The organism is Arthrospira sp. PCC 9901, from assembly GCF_059013425.1.
In genome coordinates, this window is the sequence record NZ_CP102296.1 from 2741214 (window position 1) to 2760196 (window position 18983).

The 18983-nt window shown below is 44.0% G+C and carries 16 protein-coding genes; 8 read left to right on the top strand and 8 right to left on the bottom strand.

Features of this window, described 5'->3' with window-relative positions:
• Nucleotides 1-8: 8 nt before the first annotated feature.
• Genes NLZ44_RS12020 through NLZ44_RS12030 form a run of 3 tightly spaced genes read right to left on the bottom strand, consistent with a single transcriptional unit; the run spans nucleotide 9 to nucleotide 3911 of the window.
• Nucleotides 9-1529: a hypothetical protein gene (locus NLZ44_RS12020; protein ID WP_008051505.1), complete on the bottom strand. Its 1521-nt coding sequence runs from the start codon at nucleotides 1527-1529 to the stop codon at nucleotides 9-11.
• A gap of 56 nt (nucleotides 1530-1585) precedes the next feature.
• Nucleotides 1586-2500, bottom strand: a complete 915-nt coding sequence (locus tag NLZ44_RS12025) for a polysaccharide deacetylase family protein (protein ID WP_046319471.1) — start codon at nucleotides 2498-2500, stop codon at nucleotides 1586-1588.
• 55 nt (nucleotides 2501-2555) lie between these two features.
• Nucleotides 2556-3911 (bottom strand): FAD-binding oxidoreductase, encoded by a 1356-nt coding sequence (locus NLZ44_RS12030; RefSeq protein ID WP_493752901.1) that lies wholly within the window; start codon nucleotides 3909-3911, stop codon nucleotides 2556-2558.
• A 157-nt stretch (nucleotides 3912-4068) separates the two neighbouring features.
• Here NLZ44_RS12030 and dprA point away from each other — a divergent pair, with 157 nt between their 5' ends.
• Nucleotides 4069-5199, top strand: coding sequence for a DNA-processing protein DprA (gene dprA / locus NLZ44_RS12035; protein ID WP_006668804.1), 1131 nt, complete (start codon nucleotides 4069-4071; stop codon nucleotides 5197-5199).
• A gap of 88 nt (nucleotides 5200-5287) precedes the next feature.
• Here the strand turns inward: dprA and ispD are convergent, their stop codons facing one another.
• On the bottom strand, nucleotides 5288-5977 hold the full coding sequence (gene ispD, locus NLZ44_RS12040) for a 2-C-methyl-D-erythritol 4-phosphate cytidylyltransferase (RefSeq protein WP_493752902.1): 690 nt from the start codon (nucleotides 5975-5977) through the stop codon (nucleotides 5288-5290).
• Nucleotides 5978-6263: 286 nt separating this feature from the next.
• Between ispD and NLZ44_RS12045 the strand changes: the two genes are divergently transcribed.
• Entirely contained in the window at nucleotides 6264-7226 is a 963-nt protein-coding gene (locus NLZ44_RS12045; RefSeq protein WP_006625133.1) for a glycosyltransferase family 9 protein, read from the top strand.
• Nucleotides 7227-7268: 42 nt separating this feature from the next.
• On the opposite strand, the gene NLZ44_RS12050 is transcribed toward NLZ44_RS12045, so the two are convergent.
• Nucleotides 7269-8618: a TIGR03279 family radical SAM protein gene (locus NLZ44_RS12050; protein ID WP_493752903.1), complete on the bottom strand. Its 1350-nt coding sequence runs from the start codon at nucleotides 8616-8618 to the stop codon at nucleotides 7269-7271.
• A 154-nt stretch (nucleotides 8619-8772) separates the two neighbouring features.
• The gene (locus NLZ44_RS12055) at nucleotides 8773-9687 is read right to left on the bottom strand and encodes an undecaprenyl-diphosphate phosphatase (protein ID WP_493752904.1); all 915 of its coding nucleotides are present in this window, start codon (nucleotides 9685-9687) and stop codon (nucleotides 8773-8775) included.
• A gap of 417 nt (nucleotides 9688-10104) precedes the next feature.
• Between NLZ44_RS12055 and NLZ44_RS12060 the strand changes: the two genes are divergently transcribed.
• Nucleotides 10105-10836, top strand: a complete 732-nt coding sequence (locus NLZ44_RS12060; RefSeq protein ID WP_493752905.1) for a DUF3120 domain-containing protein — start codon at nucleotides 10105-10107, stop codon at nucleotides 10834-10836.
• A gap of 15 nt (nucleotides 10837-10851) precedes the next feature.
• On the opposite strand, the gene NLZ44_RS12065 is transcribed toward NLZ44_RS12060, so the two are convergent.
• Nucleotides 10852-12780 carry an N-acetylmuramoyl-L-alanine amidase gene (locus NLZ44_RS12065; protein ID WP_493752906.1) on the bottom strand — a complete coding sequence of 643 codons (1929 nt, stop codon included), beginning with the start codon at nucleotides 12778-12780 and terminating at the stop codon, nucleotides 10852-10854.
• A gap of 266 nt (nucleotides 12781-13046) precedes the next feature.
• Here NLZ44_RS12065 and bcp point away from each other — a divergent pair, with 266 nt between their 5' ends.
• The 3 genes from bcp to NLZ44_RS12080 all read left to right on the top strand — a co-directional run bounded on the left by bcp (nucleotide 13047) and on the right by NLZ44_RS12080 (nucleotide 15209).
• Entirely contained in the window at nucleotides 13047-13514 is a 468-nt protein-coding gene (bcp, locus tag NLZ44_RS12070; protein WP_493752907.1) for a thioredoxin-dependent thiol peroxidase, read from the top strand.
• 5 nt (nucleotides 13515-13519) lie between these two features.
• Nucleotides 13520-13987 (top strand): NUDIX hydrolase, encoded by a 468-nt coding sequence (locus NLZ44_RS12075; RefSeq protein ID WP_493752908.1) that lies wholly within the window; start codon nucleotides 13520-13522, stop codon nucleotides 13985-13987.
• Nucleotides 13988-14309: 322 nt separating this feature from the next.
• The gene (locus tag NLZ44_RS12080) at nucleotides 14310-15209 is read left to right on the top strand and encodes an alpha/beta fold hydrolase (RefSeq protein ID WP_493752909.1); all 900 of its coding nucleotides are present in this window, start codon (nucleotides 14310-14312) and stop codon (nucleotides 15207-15209) included.
• Here the strand turns inward: NLZ44_RS12080 and NLZ44_RS12085 are convergent.
• Nucleotides 15174-15938: a pantothenate kinase gene (locus NLZ44_RS12085; protein ID WP_493752910.1), complete on the bottom strand. Its 765-nt coding sequence runs from the start codon at nucleotides 15936-15938 to the stop codon at nucleotides 15174-15176. The two genes, NLZ44_RS12080 and NLZ44_RS12085, sit on opposite strands and share 36 nt — an antisense overlap.
• 177 nt (nucleotides 15939-16115) lie before the next feature.
• On the opposite strand from NLZ44_RS12085, the gene NLZ44_RS12090 reads away from it, so the two are divergent.
• Both NLZ44_RS12090 and NLZ44_RS12095 read left to right on the top strand, forming a co-directional pair.
• Complete coding sequence (locus NLZ44_RS12090) at nucleotides 16116-18134, top strand: protein kinase domain-containing protein (RefSeq protein WP_493752911.1); 2019 nt, start codon at nucleotides 16116-16118, stop codon at nucleotides 18132-18134.
• A gap of 100 nt (nucleotides 18135-18234) precedes the next feature.
• Entirely contained in the window at nucleotides 18235-18537 is a 303-nt protein-coding gene (locus NLZ44_RS12095) for a sll1863 family stress response protein (RefSeq protein WP_493752912.1), read from the top strand.
• Nucleotides 18538-18983: the final 446 nt, after the last annotated feature.

An 18983-nucleotide genomic window follows, 5' to 3' on the forward strand; every position in this document is an offset into this window, starting at 1 on the left:
CTACTTACCTAGGGTAGCCATCGGGGGTTAAATCCCAAAAACGGCAATTCTTCCGGTTTCCATTGAGAAGCATTAGCATCTGTTGAACTATCCGTTACTAAAGGCAATAACCACAGGCGACTCGTGGTAATAGTATCTCCCCCATCAGTACGAGGTCGGTTTTCTATCTCTTCATCCATAATTCTAGTTATAGTTTGATCAAACAGTAAAGCCAGACCATCGGGAGATAAACTCAGATTAATTTGTTGCTGATTCGGCAAAATTACCAGCGGGAAAATCTCCTCAGTTTTTAAGTCGATCGCCACAATATAAGGCTGTTCTGTGTATTCCTCGTTATCCTCAATTAGCTCAGTAATTAGAGCATAAATAATTGTCTGGCTAGGGTCAAAATCGATACTCAGAATATTGCCAAACTCAGCAGTTCTATATAATTCCCGTTCATTACCTACCGTATCCACCACAAATAGCGATCGGGTTCCATCGGAATTAAACTTTAGTAGCGCCGCCGCCGACCCATCGGCAGCAAACCCCAAAACCTGACCAAACTTGGGTAAATATTCCAGCACCTCAGCATTGGGTTCTAAGGGTAAAATAGTCGTCAGATCCGGCCCTTGGGAAATCAGCAAAGATTTGCTATCAGGTGCAATCATAAAATTTCCCCCCTGAGTTTCTAAAGGTCTCGGAGAACGTCCCTCCCGAATCACCCAAGGACTAGCATCAACCGGATTTTTTTTGTTGACCCGCTGCACAACAATCACCTTACCATCACGAGACAAATCAAATCGGAGGTTACTGTAATATTTGTTATCTAAAATTGTTTCTAATTGACCACGATGTTGAGGCGCTGAAGAACCTTGACCTACAGATTCAGGGTTAATACCAGTCATCACAGTATACAATTGTGGGTCAAACTGTCCACTACTACGATCACCCCTTTCTATAGCTAAAAACAAAATGCGATCGCCCCTCGGATAAGGTTCAAACTGTATCACCGTTAAATTTTCAGGAGTTAAAGCCACAGGTGTCGGGTCCTGAGACAAATTCACCAGCATCAGTCTCCCTTCTTGGTCTCCTTCCACCCCAATATATACAAAAGCGCGATCGCGACTACGAAAATAGCCCGTAAACGGTTCAATTAACTGACCTTCCTGATTCTCATATAATTGATCCGTTACCCCTTGTAACTGCACACTGAACGGCGTACCATAGGGAACCGGATCTAGCAAAGTATAAGCCATGCGCTTTCCCGCCCAACTGATTTTTCCCGGTAAAGGCGGGTCAATGCGGAGATTTCTCTCTACCCCCTCCCGGTCCATCGGACGGTTAAATGTCAACAGAAACGCCCTATCTTCCGCCCCCACCAGCCTATTCGCCCAACTGAACTCTCGCACACGAGGAATAGTGCGATCGCCACTCAAAACCACCCCCAAAATTAACACACCCAAAACTAACATCAAAGTGATCGCCGCTCGATCCAACGGTTGACTTTTTTCCGCCAAATTCCTCAATTTAGATGGAAAGCTGGTCATAGTTCCTCTATATGTATGCTTATGATCCTGTCCTACATTAGCACAACTACCAAAATTCAGTTATCACTGATAGACAATTTCACAGGTTTAGCCATTTCTGCCATCTTAATTAATTCATGAATTTGGGTGTCTTTATTAACCGGAATACGAGAAATTCGGAACGGATTTTTTAACTGAGTTGGTCGGGAGACTCGATTATCATAAAGATACCCAGTTAAATGATAGCCTCTCAGATATCTTTCTAATTGAGTAGATAACGCACCAAAAGGATAAGCAATATGAGCAGCCACTAATTGATTACGATCTAAATCTTCGGTACATTTCCGTAATTGAGATTTCCCCCATTCCAACTCAATCCGTAAATTATTAGCATCTAGTTTAGTCAGATTTTGATGAGAATAGCCGTGAGACTGAATATCATAATATCCCTTGGCAAAACCATATCGTAAATCCTCACAACTTAGATGAGGAATATAGGGAGGCATATTAACCCCCATATAAGCAGGATTAACAAATAAAACCACCTTCACTTTTTCACGATAAATATATTCCAAGTCTTTTAAGATTGGCAGTACATGATCATGAACCCCAGCATAACCATCATCAAAGGTAATCATCACTGGCTTGCGGTTTTCATACTCAGCCGGTATAGGTTGAGACTTTTGGATAAAATAAACAAATAAATCCTGGCTAGACAGAAACCAATAATCATTAACTACTAGGTAATTCAAAAAACTATAAAGCTGGCGTTTTTCGTAATCTGTACTAACTAGGGGACGCTGAAATTTAACTAAGTCTTCCCGGCTATCAATAATATCATGAAATCCAAAGATAGGAACTCTCACCCATGGAGATTTACTAGCACCAGAAACACTTATACTTAATAAACTTAACAGTAATAGCCATATACTCCGTATAGATAGCCTTTTAGCAATTATTAATATCTCCAAAAACCTGTTAATATTAGTCATTGATTCTCCACCATTATACCTGCCTCTCCCCAACCCTCTTTCAGAGATAGTTACATTATCCATTATCCACCCATCCTCTCATTTTACCAGGATTGAGTAAACCTAGAGGATCATATTTTCGTTTAAAGTTTAATTGTTGTAGATCAACCTTCTTCATTCCCCCATCTTCCAAAATGTAGGTATGGGGATTAAAAATAATTGCCCCTCGGTCTTCATGATATTGGATAATTTCATTTAACCTAGCTTCATTCGTAAATCGGACAATTTGTAACCCGGCTGGGTGTAAATTTCCCCCAGTACGCAGAAACTCCAAATGCTGAATCACCTCATCCCCAAAATAATCATAACATTCCTGAATCAATTTTAATTCTGGGTCGGCTGGAAATAGGGTTTGTAAATAGGTTAAAGATGGGTCTATACTGCGAGCGTGTAAAGTCGTATGATTCCAGGTAAACTCAATGATAGTTGTACCCTTTACGGTTTCCTGGGTGGATTTTTGATAGCAGATTTTACCCTGAAAATTTTTAATCAATTCTTGTAAAGGTTCGAGGCTAGTTTCCGCCACCATTAACAGTGCCGCCTGTTCACCAGATGGGATCATCTCACGAAAAGGAATAAAATAGGATGGAATTGGGGCGGCGCAAATAGAAACTAATTTTTTGATAATGCCATCGGACTGACTTAAAGCCTGACCGAATTTAGCAGCATTCATAAACTCGGTAAAGGTGACAATTAACTCCACCCATGGATATACAGGTGCTAGGGGTATTTCTAATTGGGTAATAATGCCATTAGTACCGTAAGCGTGATTAATATTTTGCACGGCATCCCCCCTCAGTTCAATTATCCGAGGTTCCGCTTCTAAGGTGACAACACGGACGGCGTGAAGGTTGCCATTATCCCGTAATTGTCCATAAGTAATCGAACCAATACCACCACTACCACCACCAATAAAACCCCCAATAGTCGCTGTCCGATAGGTAGAGGGAAACATCCGCAATTCCCAACCAATTTCGCGAGTTTTTTTGTCTAATGCTGCTAGTTTAACACCCGGTTCTACACAGGCACAGCCTGGCTTAATCCAGACTATATTATTCATTTTAGACATATCTAAAATTACCCCACCTTTCAGGGGGACACACTGCCCATAGTTCCCGGTTCCGGCTCCCCTAACCGTTAGGGGTATCTGATAGTCAACGCAGAGTTTAGCTACTTTTAAAACTTCCGATTCCGAACGCGGAAGCACTACCATATCACCCGTTTTATCTTGTAAAAGCGGTTGTAAAATGGGGCTAAAGTGGTAGTAGTCTTGGGATAGTTTGGCTACCTGAGAGCGATCGCTTATCGTTTCAATCTCTCCTAACATGGCACAAAAATCATCCCAGTTGTGCTGGTCACTTGCTCGTGTCATTTGCTTTTACCTTGAATTTCAATTCACCGCACATCCCCGCCAATTACCAGCTCTCTCTCCCAAAAACCAAGTTTTTATTCATTGCTGATTTGCGGATATTGTGCTATACTATATTGTAGCATATACTGGTTAAATGTAATTTTCATTAAAATCCCCAATGTCTGAGGAACGGGTTTACTGGCTGGCATGGTCAAAAATTCATGGTATCGGCCCCATCACCCTTCAAAGATTACAGGAAAGGTTCGGAAGTCTAGCCACCGCTTGGCAGGCATCCCCCATGGAATTAGGTTCTGTAGAAGGGTTCGGAAGACAGAGTTTAGAAAAAGTGATCACTGAGCGATCGCAAATTAACCCCCAGCAACTATTGCAAAATCATCTGATTAAAAACCCTAACTTTTGGACTCCCGCCGACCCAAATTATCCTCGGCTTTTATCAGAAATACCCTCCCCACCACCAGTGCTTTATTACCGAGGAATAATCAACCCCGAAGAAAATCAAGGCCATGTCCCCACCATTGGCATTGTAGGAACCCGCTACCCCACAGAATATGGACGACGCTGGACTCGCAAAATTAGCAGCACCCTAGCACACCATGGCTTTACTATTGTATCAGGAATGGCAGCAGGTATCGACACAGAAGCTCATCGCAGTTGTTTAGAAGCAGGAGGACGTACCCTAGCCGTTTTAGGCACGGGAGTTGATATTGCTTATCCCAAAGAAAATCGCCCCCTTTGTGAGCAGGTATTACAACAGGGATTATTAATTAGTGAATTTCCCAGTGGCACTAAACCCAACGCTACCAATTTTCCCCGACGTAACCGCATTATTGCTGGGCTAAGTCTGGCAGTATTTGTCATGGAAGCACCTCAACGTTCAGGAGCCTTAATTACTGCCCGTATTGCCAATGAATTTGTCCGAGATGTTTATGTTTTACCAGGTCGTTTAGATGATGAGAAATCCCACGGTTGTCTAAAGTTAATTGATGGCGGTGCTGGCGTGATTCCCGTGGACATTGAACAACTCCTAGAACAACTTGGCGCTATCCCTCAATTAGACACACCTACCCAGCTTTCTATTCTGGAACAGACTAAACCCCGACCAGAATCTCCTAATTTAGACCCAGATTTAGCTAAAATATTAAATGCGATCGCCTCCCAACCCACACCATTTGATTTAATTGTTGAACAGTCGGGAATGGATGCCGCAACTGTCTCCAGCCAATTATTACAATTAGAATTATTGGAGTTAGTTACCCAGCTTCCCGGAATGCGATATCAGAGAGCATAATCAATCACCACTTTCCTAATTGATAAAATCCTAACCCACTCGGTTTATTAAAACTCGGAGATATCGGCAGTAATCGTCCCCGCTGTGATTATGTAATTGCCAACCTTTCCCGCAGGATAAACTCAGCAATCTGTAAATCTACAGGAGTAGTAACTTTCAGATTAGTTTCCTCCCCCTCCACCACCTGAACGGGAAGACCACAACGTTCAAACAGCGCCGCATCATCAGTAACGTCCCAACCCAGATGACGGCCTTTTTCGTGACATTCCCTCAGTAGTGGAACTTCAAAACCTTGGGGAGTTTGGGCGGCCCATAATTGACGGCGATCGGGAGTATCCTGGATAAAATTATTACCATCCACTATTTTGATGGTATCCTTGACTGGAATAGCGGCAATCAAACCAGATACCGACTCCAGAGCCTTCGTACAGCGATCGAATAAATCGGGGGTCGCTAAACATCTCGCGCCGTCGTGGATTAAAACCCGGTCGGCTTCAGGGGGAAGAGCTTGTAAGCCTTTATAAACCGACTCCTGACGGGTTTCTCCCCCAATAATGAACTTTATGGGTAGATTCAGGGAAACCTCGTCTACGATCGCCTTAAAATCCGGGAAATCAGCAGTTTGTCCGATAATACCAATCCAAATAATCGATTTAGATGCCCCGGCACTAGCTAGAGTCCAAGCAAGTAGGGATCTGTCCAATAATTTCAGTAGCAATTTGTTACAGCTTGCCCCCATACGCCGTCCACTTCCGGCGGCGGGAATTAGTAAATACATGATTAGCTAAGTCTTTTGTTTTTGGTGATAGTATTATAGAGCGTCACTGAGAATAGGCAAACCATTCGATGCTCATCTCGCGCCCTCTTTAATTATTCTTCTAAAACCAATTTCCATCCCTTTCAGTCATGGCATACAGGCTATGGCGCTGCCCAAAAATTATTCCCCCCTACTTCACCCACTCAGGTTAACCCCCGCCCAGTAAACCTGAGATATTTTTCTATGGTTTTCCGAACTGTCTTCATTTAGAATTAAGCTGATAAGTAGATTAACTCTATTAATTAAAATGAAAATACTAGCCCTTGTCCCAGGTGGGATTGGCGACCAAATTCTGTTTTTCCCTACCCTAGACGATTTAAAGCAAGCCTATCCCCATGCCCAAATTTCCGTAGTGACCGAACCTAGGGCCCAAACTGCTTACCGCGTCTGTAAGTCAGTATCCAAAGTTATCCCCTATGATTTTAAAGGGCGCAATAGTCTCGCCGACTGGGGTAATTTGATTGGCATTGTCCGTGACCGAGAATATGATGTAGTGATCTCCCTCGGACAACGATGGACTGTAGGGCTGTTGCTGTGGCTGACGGGAATACCTAACCGCGTCGGTTATGCAGGGAGTAGCGGAGAAATCTTTCTCACCGATGCTGTCCCCCTCAAAACTGAACAGTATGCAGCCCAGATGTACCATGATTTATTGCAGGGCCTAGACATTATCACCCCCTTTAGCGGATTACAGATTAATGTCCCTAAGTCGGACTTGGCTTGGGCTGATAGGGAACAGGAAAGCCTCGGAGTTAAGGAAAGTGGCTATATCCTTATTCATGGCGGGTCTAGTCAGATGGCTATTAATAAGGGCATTGATAAAATTTACCCGGTTGAAAGCTGGCAGAAGATTATTGAGGATATCCAACAGCGACAGCCTAACCTACCTGTGGTTTTGGTCGAAGGACCTGAAGATCAAGCCCTGATTACTCAAATAACCCAGCGTTGTCCTCAAGTTAAGTTGACACAACCAGAGGATATTGGTAAACTCGCGGCCATGATCGCTGCTGCTAATCTTATGGTTTGTACCGATAGCGCCCCCATGCACTTGGCGATCGCCGTTGGTACTTATACCATTGCTTTATTTGGTCCTACTGATCCTCATAAATTACTCCCCCCCAGCGAAAGGGCGATCGCTGTCAAATCTCCCACCGGAAAAATGGCTGATATCTCCCCTGATGAAGTCTTAAAGCGGATTTGGGGAAATTAGGTTTTTTTGTGGACCAACTCGACACGCTGAGGCTTCTGGCTTTCAGTGTGTCACATTTGAGGCGATCGCCAACAATTCATCAACCCCATTTACAGTTACAATTTTAGTCTGCAAAGTCGCCTCTACTTCCGCCACAGTCAAATCATCCAAAAAGCGAGTATCCCCAGTTTTCAACATTAAAGACGGAAGCAAAACCCCATCACCCAAATCTCGTCCTTGGAGTCCCGCGATTAAATCCTGACCCGTCAACAACCCCGTTACAGTTATTTCCTGTCCCCAATAATCACTAGCCAAAGCCACCATTTCCACCCTTAACCCTTCCACCCCATTCAACCGGGCGACAATAGGCTTAAACGCCAATTCTACAGCATTCCCCACCACCCAAGTCCAGCGCCGAGGACTAGCCACACCATTCCCAGTTTCCCATTTCACCCTCTCAAAAGCCGTCTCAAATTCCCTTAAAAACTTACGAATAGACCCCACCCCATTACCAATTTGCGGATAGTCCTCATAATCAGACTCTGGTGGTAACTCCTCACGGGCGATTAAAAACCATTCATCCGCCAACCACACACAAGTTGACCCCAATTCTTGCTTGAATTTATCCTGGAGGTTTTGCACTTGCTTAATCACCTCCCTCGCCTTTTCCTGGCTTACCGAAATCAGTTCATCTTCCGGGGGTCGAAAACGAGTTAACCCCACCGGAACCACCGCCACCGAAGCCACCGCCGGAATATCTCCCCGGTGAAATTCCGCCAAATCTAGTAAAGTTTTTTCTAGGTGAACACCATCATTTATCCCCGGACAAACCACCACTTGAGCATGAATTTGTAAACGGTGCTTTTGAAACCATTTTAACTGCTCTAAAATCTGACCTGCTCGCTGATTTTTCAGCAGCAAACTTCTCACTTCTGACTCGGTGGCATGGACGGAAACATACAGAGGCGAAATTCTCATCTGAGCAATTCTATCCCACTCAGATTGAGGTAAATTAGTTAAGGTTAGATAAGAACCATAGAGAAAACTCAGGCGATAATCATCATCTTTTAAGTAAAGAGAGCCTCTTTTTCCCGGCGGTTGCTGGTCTATAAAGCAAAAAGGACAGCGGTTATTGCACTGAATTAAACCATCAAATAGGGCGGTTTCAAACTCTAAACCCAGGCTATCGTCATAGTCTTTTTCTAGCTCAATATGATGGGTTTTTCCCTGACTGTCAATCACTTCAATTTCCAGAAACTCATCCGCACACAGGAATTGATAATCGATTAAATCGCGGGGACGAGTTCCATTAATGGACACGATCGCATCTCCGGGTTCAAAACCCACATCAGCCCCAATGGAGTCCGGTAACACCTCAGTAATTAGCGCCGGACGGATAGAAGATACACTCATACTGCCATCTCAACCTCACAGATAATACCCTACCACAATCAATTATCCATTAATTCCCTGGTGAGGTAGGACGGGTTGGTTTCTTAATCTTCTGGCCCGCCTGGGAGGAACTAGCGGAACTCCCCCCACGCGATCGCCCTCTCCCTATTCTATATTAAATATTCTCCAAAGCGCCGCCTACCACTGCCGTTAAAATCGCCACACCAAAAGCTAGTCTATACCACACAAACAGCCATGTACTACTGGTTTGCAGATAACGGATTAACCAGGCGATAGATAGGTAGGAAAATATGGTTGACGAAATTAAACCCACTACTAACGCCGCTGTACTAATGTCGTCTATTCCAGCCTCTAAGAAGTCTTTTAATTCTACCAACCCTGCTAGGGTAATCGCCGGAATTCCTAATAAAAACGAAAATCGGGCGGCGGTTCCCCTTTCTAGTCCCATAAATAACCCGGCGGTTATGGTGGAACCTGACCGGGATACACCCGGTATCAGCGCTAAGGTTTGCGCCAAACCCATCAGTACCCCGTCCTTAGCATTCAGATGGTCAAAGTCTCGCTTTCGGCTTCCTAGTTTTTCCGCGATCGCCAATAGGCTGGCCATCACAATGGAAGCGATCGCGATCGCCACTGTACTCCGCAGAGGTGAACTATCGTAATCGGGTATAAATAATTTAATCAGTAACCCAAAAAACACAATCGGTAGAGTTCCCAAACCAATTCCCAAAGCCATACGAAAATCTACCGACTGGTAATCCGATTTAGCGATCGCATCTATCGCCCCCAATACTACCTTTTTCAGATCAGACCAGAAAAACGAGAAAATCGCCACCATGCTCCCCAATTGAATAATAGCCGTAAATGCTACCCCAGGATCTCCCCATCCTAGTGCCATCGGAACTATTTTTAAATGGGCGCTGCTACTAATCGGGATAAATTCCGTTAGTCCCTGGACTATCCCTAAAACAATCGCCTGGAATAACGTCATCTGCGATTCTACTTCAATTTCTCCCATTCCTGGCGTGACTAAATCTGCCATATAGACCGGAAGACTCTGGAAATCCATGATTGTGGGGAATTGTCTCATTAACTCTAGATCTGAAATTTACACTTCTACGCACTGGACCAATTTAACATTCTCTCGTCAATTAACAGAGTTTTGTTAAGTTTTGTAACAAATATTAAGAAATGTTAAAAAATTTGCGGATTGGGGAAAAGGGATATCTTTTTGAGGCTACTTGTGTTACTATATTAATAATGGGATATATGCTTTTTTTTTATTTTTGCCAATATCCAATTATTTAATTGTATGTCAATATAATACCCCAAATCGTCCCCCCTGTCAACCCCCCTTTATCTTTTTTTTAGAATTGACCAAAAAATCAACTATTGATTTTTGTGTAGAATTTATCCCCCTGGGGGGGATAAATATTTGTGATATCATCAATTAATATGAACTTCAGTAACAAATCTTAAAGAAGCCTTGTTTAGCAATATTCTTCTGGCCTACATTCTGACATCAACTCAACCGCTGTGGGTACAGCAGTGGTCTTGGGCGACATTTGTCAAAAAAGCCCAACAGAGTCAAAGGTGGTTACCATTTGCGATCGCCGTATTTTTAGTATCAGTCCCAGTATTTTTCCAAGCGCCCCTAGTGAGAATCTGGCCAATGTTGAGCCTAATCATGACCGGGGGATGGTTAGGGGTAAGTTTATATTTACTAAGAACCAAAGAAACGGAATTATGGGGAGATTTACTATTTGGATTTAGCTGGACTTGGTTAACCGGGTCGATATATTGGGGTTGGCTGAGGTGGGAACCCCTGCTACATTTACCGGTAGAATCGATAGGAGTTCCCTTTGCGGTGTGGTGTCTGTGGCGGGGATGGGGTAAAGTAGGCAATTGGTTTTACCTAGGGTCTCTATTCGGAACCGCCGTTACGGACGGATACTTTTATATAGCGGGTTTAATCCCCAGTTGGCGACAATTAATGCAGGTCGATCCATCAATGGCCATGCCCATATTCCAAAAAGCGATCGCCCTAGCAGGAACCCCGTGGGGAATTAGCTGGGCGGTAGTATTAGCCATGACCCTATTCGGAGTAGGAGTATTTCCCCTCCAGTCCCAAGAACCCCACTGGTGGGTATTTGGCGGCGCAGTTTTAAGCACCATTTTAGTGGATAGCCTATTTTTAGTAGCCGCCTGCTTTGCTTAAATAGGCAAGTCAAGCCTAGTATCCACTGGCTCGGAGATATTGAAGAATACCTTGAGCGATCGCCTGAGCCATGCGAGTTCTTTGTGCTGGGTCAGCCAACAAACGAGCATCATTAGCATTAGTGAGAAACCCCACCTCCACCAAAGCCGAAGGCATAGTCGTATTTCTGAGGACATAAAACCGAGCCTGCTTCACACCCCGATTGTGCAGTGAGAAATTAGCCAGGATGCTGTTTTGAATATACTGAGCCAAGCTATAGCCAGTTTGATGGTAGAAAGTTTCCACACCCGTAGCACCAGCGCGATAAGCCGCATTGGCATGGATACTCACAAAAGCCACAGCCCCAACACGGTTAGCTAATGACACTCGCGGTTCCAGGTCAATAGTGCGATCGTCAGTGCGGGTCATCACCACATTAACCCCATTCTGCTCCAAAATCTGCTGAACTTGCAGGGAAATAGAAATAACAACATCCTTTTCTCGAATACCGCCAACTCCCACCGCTCCTGGGTCACTGCCGCCATGTCCAGGGTCAATAACCACAGATACCCTAGCATTAGGATTTCTACCCACAGGAGGCTGAGGAGATGGACGATTAGGCGGCGGAAAAGGTAGTGGGAGGGACGAAGGTGGTCGATTTTGAGCCGGAGGCGGAAAAGGATTCGGATTATTTCTAGGTGGCTGTGTTACCGGGGCTGGAGTTCTGGGGGGAGGAGCGCCAGACGCTAAATTCACACCCATAGGAATAGCCAATTCTTGAGGACTATTTTGGCTAACCCGTCCTACCTGCACCCTGGTAGCCGGTTGAAATAACACCGTAAAAGTGTCTGGGTCTTCCTGACGCAACCGAGACCAAATAATCGGTCCTCCCACTTCTCTTTGGGGAAGTTGCACCCCGTCAGCTAATCTAGCCGAGAAAAACGTAATACCATAAGCTCCCGTTTCTGCATCCCAACCGTGAGTATAGTTGAGAGGACCATTACCCCTCACCGCGAAATAGGATTGATTTTGAAGGCTAATGGACTCAATGGTAACTATACTCGAACTTGCCTGCACAGCCGGGGGAACTCCGCCTTGGGGCCAAATTGATACCCCTCCCGCTACTGGTCTGGCTTCCCAATTTTGATTAGTATTAGGGGTACTGAATGTGACCCGCACCACTGGGGGGGTTGTGGAAAGTTGGGTAACTTGACTAATGGCTACGCCTTCCCGGTTGACTGCTCTCCCCCTTGTGGTCGCACCCCTCAAACTCGCGCCGAAAATATCTAAGGTCATCCAAGTGCGGTCTTGAGAGCGTTTAAACTCAATCTGCGGCATTTGACCTGTGGTCTTTAAAACAATGCCGTTATCGCGCATTTCGATTTGTTCAACAAATGTTTGTGGCTGGTTAGGAATTGAACGGTTAGGGTTAGCTTGAGCGGTCTGTTGAAATTGTTGTTGGACTGGCTGTTGAAATTGCTGTTGGACTGCTTCAGTAGCGCTAACCACAGTAGCTTGAGCCGGAAGTGCAGCCGGGGGTGATGATGAGCCAATAGCTTGGGGTTGTGGTAGTTGTACCATCCACTCACTGGCAGAAATCCCTCTAAACTGCACCATTTGCGGGTTTAGGGTATAACCTTCTACCAGTTCTACAATAATTCGGGCATTTTCGTTATCGGTTTGTTCCCAACGAATTTCACGAATATTTCCCCCTGGTGATGAACGCTGACCGGACACAGAACCTAAACTTGTCCCTGGTAGTTCAATTACCAGACGGGTCGGGTTCGAGAGCAATTTCGCGGTAGGCTGTACTCCTTCATCTGTAGTAAATGACAGACGATTTTGGGAACTTTCAAATTCCCAAGACCGAACTTCGGCAGCTTCGGCACCTGATGCCATCAGCAAGACACTTACTAAACTGGGGAGTAACCAGCGTTGGAGTAGATTGGATCCAATTCTTAACACGGTAAACAAGTGGAGGAGGTAGTTGAGCTTTTATGGAACACCTGACATTCTAGCTAATCAGGTTACGCTTAACCTGAAAATAGCCCAATGTCTGGTAGCAGGCTAGAGCATGATAACATACAAAGGTTTTGGGTCAACCATAGTGACGGTATCATTGTCGATGTTTAAATATTGCCATAACCATTATTATTTAACGACAGTGGCGATCGCTATTCAGAAAGGTTTGACCCTCATTCCCCCATTATTCTCTGAAATCCCCTAATACTATGAATCTAAATGTTGGTGATCTCGCTCCAGATTTTACTCTCTCCGACCAGGACGGAAATTTGATTACCCTCAGTCAATTTCGCGGTCAAACTGTGGTTATCTATTTTTACCCCCGTGATCACACTCCTGGCTGTACTAAGGAAGCCTGCGGTTTTCGCGATGTCTATGCAGATTATCAAAGTAACAATATCATTGTTCTCGGAATTAGCACCGATGACCCTAAATCTCATACCAAGTTTATCAACAAATACCATCTGCCTTTTCCTCTGCTCTGTGACCCTGATGGTACAGTTGCCACCCTCTATGATAGTTATGGCTTAAAAAAATTCATGGGTCGAGAGTTTATGGGTATTTATCGCCAAACTTTCATCATTAACCCAGATGGCTATATTCACAAAATTTATCCCAAGGTTAAGCCAGAAGGTCATGCTATCACTATTCTTCAAGATTTGTCTGGAGAAGGTTAGAAAATATGTTAGAATTAGCTAAGGGCTGGATGCGTTTTGTTTATACGGTTTTGGGCGTTATTTTTCGCCATCCTGTTACGGGAGTTAGCATCGTTCCTCTATTGCCAGATGGCAAAATTATCTTGGTTCGCCGCCAGGATAATGGCAAATGGGCTTTACCTGGAGGTATGATAGATTGGGGTGAAGATATCCTCACCACTGTTAAGCGAGAACTGGCTGAGGAAACAGGTTTAGAACTGGTTAAACTTGGGCGTTTGGTAGGAGTTTATTCGGGCGCTCATCGTGACCCTAGACTCCATTCTATTTGTATTCTTGTGTCGGCAGAAGTTACCGGAGATATTCACATTCAAGACACCTTAGAAATTGCGGAAGTTCGTGGCTTTGACTTGACACAAATACCAATGGATAACCTTAGTCATGATTATCAACAACAAATCCAAGACTACTTGCAATGTCGCACAGCGATCGCTTAATTTTACGACCATGAACACTGTTAATTACACGGCTATATCTTATTAATAATCGGTGGAGATTTTACCAATATATAATCCTCATTAACCCCCCCTAACAGCCTCAAATTTGGGGGATTTAAGCCTCTGGGATACCTGCCAATTATGCCAATTATATGCCAGGTAAAAGCTATCAACCGTATTTTTTTAGGTCTAATGCTGATAATATATACTATAATGACATCATCTCGCTTCTGGCTATTCCCATCTATGATCTGCGATCCCGGGATATGACTAACCATCGCGAGAATAGTCAACTCATCATACTGCATCTCATTATATGGCTATGTTTGAACGTTCTTTTCCCTATGCTGAGTCCCAGGAAACACCGTTATTATCCCAACCATTGCGCCATTCCCGCGTGAGACTTTCCCAGGGACAAGTATTCTGGCGTGAAGTTGGCGCGGGTCCTGATGTAGTTTATCTACATGGGTCATGGCAAGATAGTAGTCAGTGGTTGCCGATTATAGAAGAACTATCCTCAGACTATCATTGTTATACTCCCGATCGCCTTGGTTGTGGTGAGTCGGAATCCCCCAATATCCACTATTCTATCACGATGGCGGTGGAAAACTTAGCGGAATATATTGAGTGGCTGAAATTAGATCAGGTTCACTTAGTCGGACATTCTCTGGGGGGATGGATAGCAGCCAGTTACGCAATTCGCTATCAGCATAAAGTCAAAGGTCTAGTCTTAATTTCCCCAGAGGGGGTAGCAGTGAATGGAATCGAAAAACAATGGTGGTGGATGCGGTGGTTATGTGGAAATCCTCCCCTTTTAGCAACTTGGCTAAAACTGGTACATCCATTTACCCGTTTATTGGGGAAAGGGGATGCGATCGCCGATTGGTTAAAAGCGCGAGAAGTGATGATGCGATCGCCTATTTCCTGCCAGTTTTTGTTTAATCGCCGTCTGGCTGAAATCCGAGGGGAATTACTTAATGAGCAGCTAAACTCATTAACCATACCCGTATTAATTTTACAAGGAAATCGTGATCAACCGATGACTCAAGCCATGGCGGAAACCTTGAACTCCATCCTACCTAATTCTAGCCTAAATTCTATGGTTGCTGGCGGCGAAAACCTCCCCCAAGAGTTTCCCGCCGTAGTCAGTGAATATATCCGTCAGTTTCTACAAACTCACCCGATTTCAACTCGGAATATTTCTATCTCTGACCATAGCTGACATTCCCCAAAAAATAGCTTCAGGGGTATCTACAATCAAAGCAGCTATTTTTGGGTATTGACTGTTAAGGTAGGTCATGAGAGGAATGCGATCGCCTCCTGTAATGCTAATTTTACTGTGGGGGAACTCCTGACACCAAGCAGTTATAAACTCCCGCAGACCAGCTATCATGCTGTGGATAATACCACTGGCGATCGCTTCTGATGTATTCACACCCCACCTTTGAGGTAAACTCTCAGGAAAAGCCACTTGTGGGAGGGTGGCTGTACGATTAGATAAGGAAGAAAACTGTAATCCTAAACCGGGTAATATTGCGCCGCCTATTAATTGGCGGTTTTGATTTACTCCGGTTAAAGTTAATGCCGTCCCTGCATCAATAACTAATATGGGAAAACCCAACTGATTCCCCGCACCTAAAACAGCTAAACCCCTATCTATTCCGAAAGTTGGATATAATCCCCCTAATGGTAACAACTCTAGGGTGATAATTTCAGCTTGGGGGTAGTTTTGCCATAATTGCATTTGTTCAGGCACTACAGAGGCTATAAATAGGGGTACAGGGGATATTTGATGAAGCCAAGACCATCCCATTTCTAAGGGAGATTGATTAAGGTGTTGAGTGTCCCAGGTTTCCACTAAAGTATCAGCCTGAAATTTCCCCCAGTGTAGTCGGGAATTACCAATCATTAATCCTAGCCAGTTTGGGGGATGCGATCGCAATTTCATCATGGGATTACATAGATCATATAGGATGAGATGATTATAATTAATCAGGGGTCTTTCAATGGCTGGCGGCTATCTGGGGGATGAAAAAGCTAAATTATCATTAAGAATTTCGTCAATTGCCTCTAGGGGGTAGTAAAATCCATTAGCAGTTAAGATTAACTCCCCCTAACTCCTAAGCTAATGAGTTACTGTCTGAACCCCCTGTGTTTAAATCCAGTAAATCCTCTGGGAAGCCAAGTCTGTTCAAGCTGTGGCTCATTATTGTTATTGAAACAACGTTATAGAGGCTTAAAAAGTCTGGGGGGTGGTGGTATGAGTCGGACATTTTTAGGGGTTGATGAAGACCGCCTGCAAACCCCCTGTATTATTAAACAATTTTCTCCACAACAGCAGAATGTCGCCCAAATTCAGAAAGCCACGGAACTATTTTATCAAGAAGGTAAGCGACTACAGGAGTTAGAAAATCATCCGCAAATCCCCCATTTATTTGCCTGTTTTGAGGCTAACAGCAGACTCTATTTAATACAGGAGTATATAGAAGGAGATAACCTCCTATACGAACTAGAATTGGGGGAACCTTTAGAGGAGGGGAAATTGCGGGAACTGCTATTAGATTTACTACCCGTAATCCAATTTATCCATGACCATCAAGTTATTCATAGAGATATCAAACCAGAAAACATTATCAGGAGACATTTAGACAGTAAATTAGTATTGGTAGATTTTGGAGTCGCCAAACACGAGATAGATATTTTACATCCCAGAACCGGAACCATGACCGGAACCATAGGATATGCTCCCTTAGAGCAAATTCGCGGCGGGAAAGCCTATGCAGCCAGTGATTTATATAGTTTAGGTGTAACTTGTATTCACCTATTAACAGGAGAAAATCCCCAGAGTTTATTTGACCCATATACGGGAGAATTTATTTGGGAATCGCACCTAGAGAAAAGCGATCGCCATATTAGTCATCAACTGAAGCATATTATCAATCAAATGCTGGCGGATAAAGTACAAGATCGTTATCAATCAGCCGCCGCCGTGTTAGCGGATATACAGCCACCAGTGAGTATAAAACTCCCGACTTCCAGCCTACAGATTATGGTAGCAGTTCACATAGCAACTCATCAATCAATTTGGGGAATCCCACCGCCTGTCCCCTGTGCGTTTCCGTCACTATTATCGACATCACCCGCCAATTTTAGCGGACAGATAAACCCAGAGATATCGGGGAAAAATTGGGAATGTCAAACCATAATGAAAGGTCACAAAGCGCCAGTAAATGCGATCGCCATTAGTCCGAATCGATATATATTAATTAGTGGTAGCGCCGACCAAAGTATCCGACTATGGAACCTGAATACAGGTCAATTAATCCAGCGTTTTTGTGGTCATGTAGCCGCCATAAATGCGATCGCAATTAGTCCCAATGGTCGTCGTTTAGTCAGTGGTAGTTTTGACCGCACCCTACTAGGTTGGAACCTGAATACAGGGACCATGACCGATAGATTTTTCAGTCATTCAGGTTCCCCCTATAGTCACCGTTGCGGACCAATTCACGCCGTCGCCTACAGTCCTGACGGTCACATAATTGCCAGTTGTAGCGGTAATGCTACCATCAAATTATGGAATCAACGCAACGGGGAACTTCTCTATCGTCTGCGTGAACATTCCGGGGAAGTTTTTTGTGTCAGCTTCGCATTTTCCCCAACCAATAATTACCGTAATTCCGAAGGTTTATTTAATCATCCCCAGTCCAGTATATTCGCCAGTGGTGGCGCGGACGGACAAATCAAAATCTGGCAATTTGGGAAACTCCACAGCCTGCAAACTTTGACCGGACATTCAGGGGGAGTCCTTTCCTTAGCATTCAGTCCTAACCAGACAATTCTCGCCAGTAGTAGTGAAGATGGCACGATTAAACTCTGGGATTTTCAACAAGGAATTATACTAAGTACACAGACTGTAGACCCAGCCATAATATCTTCAATAGCAATTAGTCCTGACGGTAAATTTATAGCAGGTGGTAGCAATGATGGCAAAATTAGACTCTGGAAAATTGAGGTGCAAGGACTATCACAGCAGCCACTCTCAGAGATTTGTGGATACAGTCCTATTACTTTTGGCATAGATAGTCATACCTTAATTTGTCGGGGAGAAAATCATCAACTGTTAGTTTGGCGCTGTCGGGAAGATTGACTCTGGGGGGGTAGGTCGAAACTCTAGCTTAGGATAGATGTCATCACCTCAATAACCAGCTATAGTTAAAGTGTTATTCGCAATAAAATCATTTTAAATTATGGCAATTAGCACCGAAGACAAAAAAGCCTACGAAGCTAAAGTTAAAGCACAAATCGAGAAACTCAATGCTCAACTAGATGAAATGAAAGCTAAAGGCAAACAAGCCAAAGCAGATGCTGCTATTCAGTATCACGAGAAAATTGAGGAACTACAAGCCAAGCGAGATGATGCCAACCAGAAGCTACAAGAGTTACAAGATGCTGGTGGAGAAGCCTGGGAAGAAATCAGAAGTGGCTTTGAAAAGGCTTGGAGTGATGTAGAAAGTGCCTTTCAAAAAGCCTCTGAGAAATTCAACGGCTAGAGATTAGTCATTTTAGTTATTAACTGAAGCTAGGGACAACACCATTAATCAGGTTAATCATATCCTGGTCTAGTGTGTCCCTTTAGTTAATTAAAGTGGCTCAATGGGACAATAACCTTCGCCAACATGACCTAATTCAGTCACAGAAAATACAAGGGTATTATATTCCTCCTCAGTCAAAAGCTGTTGAAGGTCTTGGCTGGTAACATTAAGAGTATCTCCGTCAGCGATAAATTGGCAATCCCCCGGAGGGGGAATAATTAGCCAATGTCACCATTTAATTACACTTGAGGGTTTTTAAAAACTGGTTCAGCCAGTATAAACCGCGCATTTGTGGGGGTTTGCAATCTGCGGACTGGATTTTTGAGTCTAATTAAACCGGATATTTGCCACTTTTTACCAGCAGGAAATATCCGATATAGCAGTTCCCGGACTGATGAGGTACT